The sequence below is a fragment of the Paenibacillus sp. LHD-38 genome (assembly GCF_031157315.1).
Taxonomy (GTDB): Bacteria; Bacillota; Bacilli; order Paenibacillales; family Paenibacillaceae; genus Pristimantibacillus.
The window spans coordinates 149,012-162,048 of record NZ_JAVIFU010000004.1 but is presented as its reverse complement, the minus strand read 5'-3'; the positions used below and the strand labels follow the sequence as shown (position 1 = coordinate 162,048).

The following is a 13,037-nucleotide window of genomic DNA, read 5'->3' as shown; positions in this document are numbered from 1 at the left end:
CCATGCAAATGGAAAATCAACGGTCTGTTCAGTTTATCTGAAAAGACCGTTGATTTTAAGTTTATTTGCTATTCTCTATAATTTCTTGCGCTTTTTGAACCGCTGAATTAATTGTGGCGTCCATATCTGCTTCTCCAAGCAAGAATTTTTCAACATCTTTCTTGAAAGCAACTTCGAGTTCTTCGTTAAATGGTAGTGGAATGTTGTATTTTTGCGAGATGCTATTAGTCATTGTGTACATTAAAGTTTCTTTGTCGATCATATCCGGTGTTTTCGAAGAAGCAATCAAAGTATCAATAACTTTGTTTAAATCTGCTTTCTTCCACGCCGGCATATATTTTCCTTGGAGCTGAATTCCTTCAGTTGTATACCACCGTACGAAATCATAGGCTTCCTGCTTATGCTTCGATTTCGAGGATACAGCCATGATATCTCCAGCAGTAATGGTTGATATCGGATCCGTTTTGTTTACTTTAGGATAAGGCGCGAATACAGTCGGAAAGTTAGCCGGTACTTTATCAGATCCGCCGGCTTCAGGAATCATGAAATCGCCCGTAAGAATCATACTTGTTTTTTCATTGAAATATTGTGGTCTGTAATTCAGCTTTTGGCTCATCGTTTCCGAATACGGCGTTGCCGACTTGTCCACCATTTCCGCTTGCTGGCGGATTTCGAGCGAACGTCTGACTAGCGGACTATCAATATTTAGTGTTTTGCCGTCGGGCTTAACAAGGAAGTAATCATCCGGCTGATTGCTCAAAGCCATGTGATAGTATTGGGAGAACGTATGAAAGTAAGTTCCATACCTTTTGCTTGCTCCCTCGCCTTTGGTCAGCTTCTTCGAGTAATCAAGGAATTCGTCCCAGGTCCAATCTTTAGGAACCGATAGCCCGGCTTCGTCCAAATGATTTTTGTTCATCATTACAAAGTAAATATTTTTCTTGGCGGGCAAACCGTAGACGGTATCGCCATAGGTCGTATCCATGTAGTATTCGTCTTCCATCTTAAAGCCGTCTTTTGCGATGTAATCGTTCAGCGGCTCCAGCATATTGGCCGTAACACGCTGAGAGTAATAGGTTGCATTGGAGAACATCATGATATCAATCTGATCGCCGGATGCGGAGGCAAGATCAAGCCTTTTCAGATATTCATTCGCATTGTTGTCTCCAGCGGTTACTGCTTCGATCTTAATGTTCGGATATTTTTTTTGGAACTCGCTGTAGACCGTTTTCCAATTGTCCTGATCTTCATTGTACCAGAAGTGAAGTTTCAATGTGACCTGATTAGCGTTATTTTCGGGAGCTGACTGCTCCCCATTCTGAGTACCGCCTCCAGCGCAACCGCTGAGCAAACCTACAATTAATGCAATTGAAGTAAGAATAAAAGCCCAATGTTTCTTCGTTTTCTTCATCTTTTTCATCCCCTTTTGATTGATTTTAATTATACGAATTCATTCCACTTATAAACCTGTATTGTCCAAACTGTTATTTCTTATCCTTTAACACCTCCCGCAGCAATACCCTCAATGACATTCTTCTGACCGATGATAAATATAATGAGCAGAGGCAAAATGGCCGATACGGCTCCAGCCATAATCAGTGAATAGAATTCACCGTTAATGTCTGCGAATTTCCGAATACCAAGCTGTATAGTGAATAAATTTTCCGACCGCAAAAATATGAGCGGGTTTTGGTAATCATTCCAAGTCCAGATAAAACGCAAGATCGCATACGTGGCAATGGCGGGCCGGACAAGCGGCATCGCAATACTGATGAAAATCCGGAAGTGTCCCGCTCCATCGATACGTGCTGATTCGATATATTCGTTATGAACGCCCATGAAAAATTGGCGAAGCAAGAAGGTGCCGATAACGCTGAAGCTTCCCAGGAGAATCAGTCCAAGATGCATGTCAAAGAGTCCGAACCAACGGTACATAATAAATTGCGGAACAAGAAAGGCTTGATGCGGGACCATATAAGTGATCAAAACGACAAGAAATGTTTTCTCTCTTCCCTTGAAAGCAATTTTAGAGAATCCATAACCCGCCATGGCGGATACAATGACGGAGGTCGCCGTCGTCAACAATGTAACTTTGATCGAATTCCAGTAATAGAGAGCAAACGAAAAGTCACCCGCCCATACCTCCGTATAGTTTTCTATGGCACGCCAAGTTGTTGGAATCAACTGAATCGGGTAATTAAATACGTCCATTTCCGGCTTGAGCGAAGCGGAAACCATCCATAGAAACGGCATTAGGAAAAAGATCCCGATGCCTCCCATGATGATGGTGATTACAATCTTTGATAGTTTATCTGATCGCATGCAATGTTCCCCCTTTTTTAATAATTAACCCATTTTTTTTGACCGAGCCATTGAAAGACTGTCAAAAGAAGAACAAAAGCTAGCAATACCACAGCCATCGCGGACGAATACCCTGATTTCAAATTAATAAACGCTGTTTCATACAAATAATAAACAATTACCGAGGTGGAATCGGATGGTCCTCCCTGGGTTAGAACGGCTATGAGGTCAAATGCTTTAAACGAACTGATCACGCCGGTGACGAGCAGAAAAAATGATGTGGGCGAGAGCATAGGGACGGTAACGTTGCGAAACTGCTCCCATGCACTTGCACCGTCAATATTAGCGGCTTCATACAGATCCTTCGGGATATTTTGAAGCGCTGCGATATAGATGATCAGGTTATAACCGATTTGAACCCAGACCATAATAATCATGACCGACAACAGGGCGAAATCAGAGTCAGCCAACCATAGAGGCGGGTTATCAATACCGATGGATTTAAGAAATTCATTAAGCGGGCCGTACGTAGGGTGCATTAATACTCGCCATACGGCGGCTACAGCAACTATACTGGAAATATACGGCATAAAATAGATTACTTTAAAAGCATCTTTAAAAAACACTTTTTTGTTCAACACAATCGCAATGAGTAGAGAAAACAGCATCGTGGCAGGCACGACAATAAGCAGCAATATATTATTTTTAAATGCTGTAAAGAAAGTATCGTCATTAAACAATCTAATAAAATTGTCCAGACCGACAAACTTCATTTGGTTCAGCCCGCTTACAAAGTTCCAATCCACTAAACTTAGCAGAATTGTAGCGATCAACGGAATAATGGTAAGCACCACCACCCCTAGCATCATGGGGCCGATAAATATATATCCCGTTGCTGATTCCTTCCAAGTTTTCATGGCCATGCAACTCCTTTGTTTTGTGAATGAGCTTTAATGAGGTAATAAACCAATTATCAACAATTTAACATCATAAAGCATCCAACGATTTATGCAGCTTTAAAATTATTTTTGCTGGATTAGAAATCTTGATTGCTACTATACGCCGTAAATTTATCCATAAACTGTAATTATTATGCAATAATTCTTTTTTTACTGAGCCTAACCCTATAAACCGCTAAAAAACTTTCAGGCGCAATAGGTTATGGGTCAGGAACGGGGGGGGAACTAAGGAAGACTGGTTTATAGCTGCCCCATATGCGTATATTGTCAAAAAAAAGAAGCAGGCCTTCACCCGCTCCGCAACTAAATCCGCCAATACATCCCAACTAATAATTAGAAAGGGATGTTTTTCAATCCTCTGTTCACAAGCTAAAAAACAACCCCTGAACCCGCATTCCACCGTTGTTCGATTGAATAACCTTTTGCTAAAGAACAGTCATTTCCCCCAATTTTAACCCGGCTTTTTCTATCAATTGTCAACTGCAAAATTAAAGGCTAGGAAAACAAGTAATGGCTTAATGCATACATCTGCTGTGGTCATGCACTCCGTTCGGGTGATCAATCAGCTCCCGATAAGTTTGAATCCTTGTTTACCAATCAGATTTCAGGACAAAAAAAATGACGCTTAGGATCAACTCTTCCTAGCGTCATTTTGAAGTTTTTTTATGTTGAATTACGATTATTTTGTACAATATTACATAACGCTTACAACCTCTGTACTGCCACTATCACTATTCTGTACTACACCCCATAACCCAACAGATATCAGGTTTTTTACTCTCTGTATTAACCCTCACGAGTTAACCTGACCACACACTCCACATGGACCGTCCAAGGGAACATATCCACAGGCACAACCTCATCCGTCCGGTATCCGCCGTCCTCAAGCACGCGCAAATCTCTTGCCAGCGTAGAAGGATTGCAGCTCACGTAAACGACTCTCTCCGGCTGCATCGCCAGAATCGTCTCGAGCAATGCGGGATCGCAGCCTTTGCGAGGCGGATCAACGACGATCACATCCGCCTTGATGCCTTCCTTGCGCCAACGGGGAATGACAACCTCGGCTGGCCCAGCTTCAAAAGAAGCATTGGATATGCCGTTCAACGCTGCATTGCGAGCCGCATCCTCGATGGCTTCCGGCACAATCTCCACGCCATAAACGCGCCCAGCCTGCCGAGCAAGGAACAGCGATATGGTGCCGATTCCGCAGTAGGCATCAATTACCGTTTCCGTTCCTGTCAATCCGGCATATTCCACGGCTTTGCGGTAAAGCTCAACCGTCTGCATCGGATTAACCTGATAAAACGATCTCGCCGAGATCGCGAAGCGGATACCGTCGAGCTCATCATAGATGACCTCGCTTCCCCAGAGAACAAGAGTCTCATCGCCAAAAATGACGTTCGTGTTCCGCTCGTTAACGTTCTGAACGATGCTCTTTACGCCCGGCAGCTCCTCGCGGATACGCTTAACCCACTGCTCCGCCTGAGGCAGCTTCTTGCCGTTCGTCACCAGCACAACCATGATTTCACCCGTCACGACACCCGTCCGCGCCATGACATGGCGCAGCACGCCGCGGCCCGATTGTTCATCGTATGGCGAAGCGCCCAGCTCCCGGCTAATCCGCTTCACGACGCGAATCACCTCGTCGTTATGCTCATGCTCGATTAGGCAATCATCCATATCAATAATTCGATGGCTGCCGCGTGCGTAGAAGCCCGCGATCAATTGCCCGTCATGAGCGCTCACTCCGATCGGTACCGAAGCTTTGTTCCGGTAGCGCCAAGGCTCGTCCATGCCAACCGTAGGATGTACGATGATTCCCTCTGAAACGCTCTTTCCATCCGCAAGACTGCCTTCTCCCGCCACATGCAGCTTTCCGATCCGCACCAAATTGTCCACGACATGCTGCCGCTTCCACTCCAGCTGCGCGGGGTAATCAAAGTGCTGCAGCTGGCAGCCGCCGCACTCCTTATAAATATCGCAAGGCGGCTCAATGCGCGAAGGGCTCTTCAGCACCAGCTCTTCAAGCCTGGCATAGCCGTATTGCTTCTTGACCTTCATCACCTTGGCGCGCACGCGTTCACCGGGAAGCGCCCCCTGTATAAAAAGGGTAAAGCCGTCAGCGCGGCCTACCCCTTCTCCGTCATGCGTCAAGCCGATGATATCGACGGTGACTTCTTCATTTTTCTGAAAAGGAGCATCTACCGGGACCGCCGCACTCGCACTCACACCAGCCGCGCCGCGCGCTCTCCCTTTGCCGCCTCTGCTTCTGCCTTTGTTCATAAACTCTCTCCGCTCTATCTTCAATGCTGTTGCTTACTTATTGCTATCCATTATTCCCTAATTCCCGCATTCAACCGTTCTTAACGGTAAGTCGATTCACCGGTCTCATCCGCAAAAATCCGCAAATGCGAAGGCAACACCGAGAACGTGCATGGCAGCACACCGCCATATTCGCCGTCGAGGTTAATCTGCACGTAATCCGGCGTCGTTACTTTAAGCTCATCCGTCCGGAAATGAATCACATGCGGATCATTCAAATGCTCGCCGCGCAGCGCCAGTGTGACCAGCTTAATAAACTCAGGCAGGTTACATTTACGGATAAGCAGCACATCCAATAAGCCGTCATCCAGCTTAGAGTCTGGCGCTAACCGCTCGAAGCCGCCGACCGAGTTGCTGTTGCAGATAAGGAACATCATGAATTCATCGTGGAACTCGCCTACGCCAGCGGCTTGAAAGGTCAGCTCGGTTGGACGAAGGCGGGTCATTTTCTCCATGCCCTTCATATAATAAGCCAACTGGCCTATCATCGTCTTCAGCTTGCTCGGCACATCATACGTCAGCTCCGTCAAGGAGCCGCCCCCGGCAATGTTGATAAAATAACGCTCATTCGCCTTACCGACATCAATCGGCCGACTGTATTGTTGAATAATCAGGTCGACGGCGTACTCCCAGTGCTTCGGAATGCCCATCGCCCGTGCAAAATCATTCGTTGTGCCCACCGGCAGTATGCCGAGCGGAGGCCGGTTCTGCTTGCTCGTGAGACCGTTAATGACCTCATACAGCGTGCCGTCACCGCCCGCCGCAATGATCATGTCATAGCCGCGATCCGCCGCTTCCGCTGCCGCAAGCGTTGCGTCTCCTTCTCCGATCGTCGCGTGACAGCTCGTTTCAATGCCGCCCTGCTCAAGCCGCTGAAGAATATCAGGCAGACGCTTTTTCATTTCTTCTCTTCCCGATGTCGGGTTATAAATAAGTCTCGCCCGTTTGATTGCCATCTCGGCTCCACTCCTAACCATCCATTCAACCTAGCTTCTATGAATAAAAGAATGCTCTCTACTTTTCATTCAAACGCTGCAGGCCCTCCAGCATCTGACGCTCCAGCCATCTTTCAATCGCCTGATTAGGAAGCATTGCCTTACCGTTATATCGATACTCTAGTCCTGTTAGTCGAGTCGGAATTACATGGTTTGTAAAATAACCCCGGCTCAGAAACAGCGGTACAACAATGACCGCTTCCCCCGGGTTTGCGGCCTGCATCTCTGCAAGCTTCGCCGCGGCTTGATCGGGCAGCAGCATCGCGTACTCTGCTCGCTTATATCCGCCTAGTGCGCGCAGCCGCTCGCCGAGCTTCAGCAGGCCTTCCTGCCAGCGCTCGTGAAACATCTTTTCCTTGCTGCCGTGTCCAATAAGCAGCAAAGCTTCCTTCTCTGGTTCCGTGGATAATTCCGCTATGTTCGCTGCAAGCAGCTCTGCAATTTCCGGATCATCATCGATCGGCAGACCGTAGCGTACGTTTGCCGATACGCGAAAGGTACCAAGGTCTCCCTCCAGATCCGTAAGCCAAGGCAAACCAAATGCTTGCCCGATTTCATCCACATGCGTGCTGCCAGACGAAATGAAGAACGGCACGACATACATGTCCGTTACACCTTGGCGTTCAAGCTCATCGATTCCATCCTGAATAAGCCGTCCCTCAATAATTTCGAGAAAGGACGACACAATAGGAATATCTGATAAGCACGGCGAAGCCGCTGCCGCAATGACGGCATCATCGACCAGCTTGACCCACGCAGCTTCTCTGGAGCCGTGACTAATCACGAGAATGCCTGGCTTCATTGAAGGTTTACCTACCTTCCCAAACGTTCTAAAGCCATTTTATATCCGTCATTACCATAGTTCAAACAACGCTTCACCCTTGAAATCGTTGCTGTGCTGGCACCCGTTTCTGCCTCGATTGCGTTGTATGTACTGCCCTTGCCGAGCATACGCGCTACTTCAAGTCTTTGGGATAACGACTGGATTTCATTCACTGTGCACAAATCGTCAAAGAACACATAACATTCCTCTACCGACTTCAATGTTAGAATCGCTTCGAATAATTGATCTATTGCTTTATCGTTCAGCTTTTTGAGCTGCATGTGAATTCACTCCTATTAAAACTAATGTTACTATTGTATCTTTTTTAACCGTTTTTTTCAAACATTACCGTATTCACGCATCACAGAGTGGAAGATGACCACGGCGCCGTTTTGAAGCGCCGACGCATACAAGCACAGGGCATTTATCCAGAAAAAATCCGGTACCCGGGGCATTCGTCCAATCCGTATGTTCGCCTACACCATAGACTGTTATAAAAGAAGGGTTGTGATCCGTGTGAATTATCGCAATAACCCCGGTAACGGCAACCAGCAATACGATTGGCACGGCGGCCAACGGCTTACGCAAGGCCCGCCAAGCAAATCGTCCGGCGCCAAGTCGAGCGGCTTCAACTTTGGCGGAGACCTGCCGACGATGCCGCCGGCATCACCATCGCCGCAAACGCAGGATATCCTGCCCGCCGTTATACCGGAATCAACAGCTGAGTTAATCGAAACGACCGCCAGCTCCAAAGCAGGCGGCTTCTCCCTTGCCAGCCTAGGTGAAATCAAAGGTTACATCGATCGGATTGGCGGTATTGACGGTATTCTTACAACGGTTACGAAAGTCCAAAAGGTCATGTCCAGCGTCTCCCAAATGGCGCCGCTGGTCAAAGTGCTCATGGGCTCCTTCAGCAAAAAGTCATCGTCCGATTCCGATGATGACGACGGCGAATGGAAACCAAAGCGCCGAAAGCGTCGCAAGCCAAGCTCCGGCTCAAGCAACAACGGAGTTCGCCGCCGCAAGCCAAAACGCCGTCGATAACCTCCCGCAAGAGTATGGTTTGGATATATTTAACCTACATCGTCCCAAGTGAAGCATCCCTGATTGCAGCGCAACGCGCTGCATTTGGGGTGTTTTGCTTGCGATGGTTTATTCACATTCTCACACACAAGAAAATCAACTTATTCGCCTGTGGATAAGATTTTCGCCAAGCTATCCACAGGATTTTGAACAACGATCGCTGTTTTTCAAAAACGCCTGTGCACAAGTGCAACCTTCGACAGGCTTCGGCAGCATCTCGATTACGTTCCATGCACAGCTGTTCATTCGATGTGTATATCTTATTGATTTTGGAGAGCTTACTGCTTCAGCTCTCACTCATCCACAACATCATTTCCCATATCGCCGCTTATTACTGTTGTCGCCGCAGCGATTCCATACACAGCTGTTATTAATTATGTGTATACACGCAAATTTCGCGCAATTTCGATAATGGTTGTCCACAAGAGAACACAAAAAATAGTGAGGTAAATCTCATTCCCCATGAACCAAAGGCTCATGGCGAGTGAGGTTTTCCTCACTATCTCAGGTCATTCTTCTTACAGGAAGAAGAAATGAATAATCCAATAGAATATCATAGCCATTACGACCGTAATCGGAATGGTAATGATCCACGCAATGATGATACGGCCTGCAACGCCCCATTTTACAGCAGAGAAGCGCTTTGCGCTGCCGACGCCGAGGATCGAAGAGGTAATCACATGCGTTGTACTTACCGGCAGGTGAATCATGGTTGCCGTCAGAATAACTGCAGCGGAACCGATATCAGCTGCGAAACCGTTGATCGGCTCGATTTTGAAAATTTTTGTACCCATCGTCTTGATGATCTTCCAGCCGCCGACCGAAGTACCGAGCGCCATTGCTGTCGCTGCGGAAATTTTAACCCAGAGCGGAACGTCCATCGTCGACTGAACGCCGGATGCTACAAGCGCAAATACGATGATACCCATCGCTTTCTGCGCATCATTCGTACCGTGTGAGAACGATTGGAACGCAGCCGTAAGAATCTGGCCAAAACGAAACCCTTTATTCACTTGATGCGGACTTGATTTGGCGAACACCAATTTTAGTATCCACATGATGATAAAACCAGCAGTGAACGCAATCAGCGGTGAAAAGATCAATGCTTGTACGATCTTGATCAGTCCGCCGGAGTTAATCGCGCTCATACCTGCTCCGCCGATAACCGCGCCCGCAAGAGAGCCGATCAAAGCATGCGAGGATGAGGACGGGATGCCAAACCACCAAGTGAGCAAATTCCATACTATCGCGGACAATAAGGCAGCGATAACGATTGGAACGCCCTGCTCCAGCTCAGCCGGATTAGCAACGCCCTTGCCGATTGTCGCGGCAACACCCGTGAAGGTTATGGCGCCAACGAAGTTCATAACAGCCGCCAGGATGATTGCGACTCTAGGTTTTAATGCCCGAGTGGATACCGCAGTCGCAATGGCATTGGCCGTATCGTGAAATCCATTTATAAAATCAAACGAAAGCGCTAGAAATACTACAATCCATAGAACCATTAAATCCATTGTTTAAGACTCCTACTCTCCAGATTAGCTGTTACGCATAATGATCGATTCCAGCGTATTAGCAACATCTTCGCAGTAGTCGGTCGTTTGCTCCAGCATCTCGTAAATCTCTTTGCGCTTCATCAGCTCAATTGGATCTTTGACGTTCGTGAACAAGCTCTTAATGCAAACCCGAAGCAGATCATCCGCTTGGTTCTCCAGCTCGTTTAGCGCAATATTCGGCTCGCGAATAGCAAGCAGCTTACGCTCAGTCAGCAAGTAAATCGCCTTCTTGATTTGGTGTGATGAACGAACAAGAATGTCGCCGAACAGGGTTATGTACTCGTCCTTCTCACGGATGTTGTACATTTCAAAACGAGAAGCACACGCTTCTATGCCATCAAGCACATCATCAAGCGAACTCGTCAGGGCCATAATATCTTCGCGCTCGATTGGAGTGATGAACGTTTTGTTCAGCTCCTTCAGAATCGTGTGCACATGTTTGTCGCATTTGCTTTCGTATTCCTTCATGGTTTTGGCGAAAGCTGATACATCCGATAAGTCTGACAGCCCTTTGGCGAAGTACTCAACAGCCTCGACGATAGAGTCAGCCATTTCTTCGAACGTCTTAAAGAAAATATCCTTTTTCTTGAACATCGTAATCCCCTTTACCCGACTTGATGTTTAGGCGCACTGCTGAGCCCACAATATCTTAACATAGTTTACATGCGAATTGTTAAGAGAATGTAAAGGTTTTATGAAAACTTTTAGATTTTCATAATAAATATAAAAAAGACGCAATCCCTTTACAGATTGCGTCCTTTCTATATACCCAGGAAGCTCATCCGTTAACGCCTGTTAACAGTGTTTCCAAAGTGCTACATTTGTACCCAAGATACATGCCCCTCAAATGTCGGTTTGTTCGGCACGATATGAAAGAAGGTTTTACCGGGAACGAATGGCAGCTCTACCCCATTCTTCACAATCCGAACCATTCCGTCAGGAGCCCTGACCCATTCCGCTTCAATGGCTTTGCCCTTCTGGAACAGCATTGCCGAGCCTCCGCTTGTCATATCGACCGAAAGCCTTCCCGCATTATCCAGCGTCTCATGATCCGCTCCGAGCACGACCAGGTTCGTCCCCGAGAGCTGTTCATTATTGTTCAAATCAATATGCGGCTTGCCGCCAATGGAGCGTTTATACAAACCGGCAGCCGAGTCATATACATAGCCTACGCTGTAATCTTTGAGCAGGAAAGAAATCGTAATATCAGATGCCGGAACCCCAGCCTCTGCGGAGCCCGTTTCCGCGAACGTGTACGGAGGCACCTGTTTATCCAAGTTGTATTTCTTCTTCTCCGCACCCGTGCGCAGCTTCTCTAAGCTTGAATACAAGTTATGCGGCGCTTTCCGATCCTTGCTCCTCCAGAAATAACTGCCTGCATTCGAGATCTCATCTAAATAAGGCTTGCCCTGATGCTGCAGCACATCATAACCGTCGTTGCTTGCGCCTGCATGAGCAAGTATCGCTCCGTAACTGTCTCCGATATCAATGAGATAAGGCCTGATGCTGCGGATCGGACCAATCGAATCGGTCAATCCTTCCGTGCACTGGAATACCGCAATTAACCGCGTAATACCGCCTTCGGCAAGCACTTCCCATATCACGTCGGCGTTCGTCAGTCCGGACTGCGGACGAGCAGCTGCAAAATTATTAATCATCACAGCAATCGGCCTTGCCTCCGCGGCTTTTTCCAGCTTCAAGCCGGTTAACGGCGCATCATAAGGAAGCGGTGTCGGCTCAAATACAGGCTCTGTCGTGCTCGTCGGTTCGTTATTTTCATTTGTTGGCTGCGTCGTGTTGCCTCCGCCGTTATCTCCGCTGCATGACGCAAGGAGAATGGTAATCGATAATAGCAGCGCTGCTGCCGTATTTCGGATTGGTTTGTCCATACGATAACCCTGCCTTTTCCCCGCTAAGCTTAGCTTGTATTCGGTTTCATACTTCTTCCATTTAAACACAATTCACAGAGGATGTCTCGACAAAAAATGCTGCTTCTCGGTTGAAAAATCAATAATTTCACATGGTAACCTTATCTTCTACCAGTAAGCGTATAAGGAGGGCTTGAAGATTCAGACGTCAAACCGAATAAAGGGGCAAGCTCATATTATCTGTGAGCTTGCCCCTTTTAGCCTTCCATTTGCTTAGATACTCCAGTGATGCCAATCCTCCTGCTGCTTCTCAAGACCGTTCAACCAATCCGTGGTGACGCGGATCGCTTCCTCCTGATGGCTGCGGGCAGAGTACGTATGATTCGCTTGAAAAATAATTTCCTTATCGCATAAGCCCTCGCTGCGGGTCCAGAACACCTTCTGGTAGAGGAAGCTGTAGTCAACTGGAATCAGCTCATCGCTCGTGCCGTGCACAAGCAGCACCTCGCCCCCAAATCTCGTTGCCGCTTGAAACGGCTGATGCTGGAGCAGCGATTCGAAGAATACGGGCTGCAGTGTATACCCTTGATAATCAGAGATGCCTGTCGTAACGGCGTTATCATAGCTGCTGCGTCCCACGATACGTACAATATCATTAAACGGATAGGCTACCGGGGACCAAAGCACCAGCCTCTTTGCCCGCTTGTCCTTAACGGCTGTCATAATCGCAACCGCTCCTCCAAGACTGTGGCCGAGCAATACGATACGGCGCGGATCGACGCACTCCATGCTTGCCACATAATCGATCGCGCTTCTGGTCTGGTCGATCATCGAATCGAAGCCGAGAGCACCGTAATCTCCGTTGCTCTCTCCGCAGCCGCCGTAATCAAAGCGCAGAACGTAAGAGCCTTGCGCTGCAAGCGCACGAGCAGTCTTCACGAACAATCGGTCAACGCCAATGCGAGAGCCAATGAAGCCATGGCATATGATAATGGCTTGCCTTTTCTCTGTTTCATTTTTAATTCCGTCTGCGGGGTAATGCAGCGTTGCCGCAAGCTCTAACTCGTTATGTCGCAGCGTCAAGTGCTTTTCCATCCCGATAACCTCCTGTTAGCTTATATATAATAATT

General features: G+C 47.6%; 12 protein-coding genes. 1 reads left to right on the top strand and 11 read right to left on the bottom strand.

The annotated features are described in order from the left end of the window. Positions 1-61: 61 nt before the first annotated feature. The 7 genes from RCO25_RS05335 to RCO25_RS05305 form a co-directional block, all read right to left on the bottom strand. A complete protein-coding gene (locus RCO25_RS05335; RefSeq protein WP_308995096.1) occupies positions 62-1,411 on the bottom strand; it encodes an ABC transporter substrate-binding protein in 1,350 nt (449 codons plus the stop codon). 80 nt (positions 1,412-1,491) lie between these two features. Further along, positions 1,492-2,322, bottom strand: coding sequence for a carbohydrate ABC transporter permease (locus tag RCO25_RS05330; RefSeq protein ID WP_308995095.1), 831 nt, complete (start codon positions 2,320-2,322; stop codon positions 1,492-1,494). Between the two features lie 17 nt (positions 2,323-2,339). Continuing rightward, entirely contained in the window at positions 2,340-3,218 is an 879-nt protein-coding gene (locus tag RCO25_RS05325; RefSeq protein WP_308995094.1) for a carbohydrate ABC transporter permease, read from the bottom strand. Between the two features lie 828 nt (positions 3,219-4,046). Beyond that, a complete protein-coding gene (gene rlmD, locus RCO25_RS05320; RefSeq protein ID WP_308995093.1) occupies positions 4,047-5,543 on the bottom strand; it encodes a 23S rRNA (uracil(1939)-C(5))-methyltransferase RlmD in 1,497 nt (498 codons plus the stop codon). 80 nt (positions 5,544-5,623) lie between these two features. Then, the gene (locus RCO25_RS05315; protein ID WP_308995161.1) at positions 5,624-6,532 is read right to left on the bottom strand and encodes a diacylglycerol kinase; all 909 of its coding nucleotides are present in this window, start codon (positions 6,530-6,532) and stop codon (positions 5,624-5,626) included. Positions 6,533-6,596: 64 nt separating this feature from the next. Further along, positions 6,597-7,379: a sirohydrochlorin chelatase gene (locus RCO25_RS05310; RefSeq protein ID WP_308995092.1), complete on the bottom strand. Its 783-nt coding sequence runs from the start codon at positions 7,377-7,379 to the stop codon at positions 6,597-6,599. Between the two features lie 11 nt (positions 7,380-7,390). Beyond that, positions 7,391-7,681, bottom strand: coding sequence for a YerC/YecD family TrpR-related protein (locus RCO25_RS05305; protein WP_053372669.1), 291 nt, complete (start codon positions 7,679-7,681; stop codon positions 7,391-7,393). A gap of 235 nt (positions 7,682-7,916) precedes the next feature. Between RCO25_RS05305 and RCO25_RS05300 the strand changes: the two genes are divergently transcribed. Continuing rightward, on the top strand, positions 7,917-8,444 hold the full coding sequence (locus RCO25_RS05300) for a tyrosine protein kinase (RefSeq protein ID WP_308995091.1): 528 nt from the start codon (positions 7,917-7,919) through the stop codon (positions 8,442-8,444). A gap of 557 nt (positions 8,445-9,001) precedes the next feature. On the opposite strand, the gene RCO25_RS05295 is transcribed toward RCO25_RS05300, so the two are convergent. The 4 genes from RCO25_RS05295 to RCO25_RS05280 all read right to left on the bottom strand — a co-directional run bounded on the left by RCO25_RS05295 (position 9,002) and on the right by RCO25_RS05280 (position 13,002). Then, on the bottom strand, positions 9,002-9,997 hold the full coding sequence (locus RCO25_RS05295) for an inorganic phosphate transporter (RefSeq protein WP_308995090.1): 996 nt from the start codon (positions 9,995-9,997) through the stop codon (positions 9,002-9,004). Positions 9,998-10,021: 24 nt separating this feature from the next. Beyond that, positions 10,022-10,633: a DUF47 domain-containing protein gene (locus RCO25_RS05290; protein WP_308995089.1), complete on the bottom strand. Its 612-nt coding sequence runs from the start codon at positions 10,631-10,633 to the stop codon at positions 10,022-10,024. 221 nt (positions 10,634-10,854) lie between these two features. Then, positions 10,855-11,928, bottom strand: a complete 1,074-nt coding sequence (locus tag RCO25_RS05285; RefSeq protein ID WP_308995088.1) for a DUF3048 domain-containing protein — start codon at positions 11,926-11,928, stop codon at positions 10,855-10,857. Between the two features lie 252 nt (positions 11,929-12,180). Beyond that, a complete protein-coding gene (locus RCO25_RS05280; RefSeq protein ID WP_308995087.1) occupies positions 12,181-13,002 on the bottom strand; it encodes an alpha/beta hydrolase in 822 nt (273 codons plus the stop codon). Between the last annotated feature and the right edge of the window lie 35 nt (positions 13,003-13,037).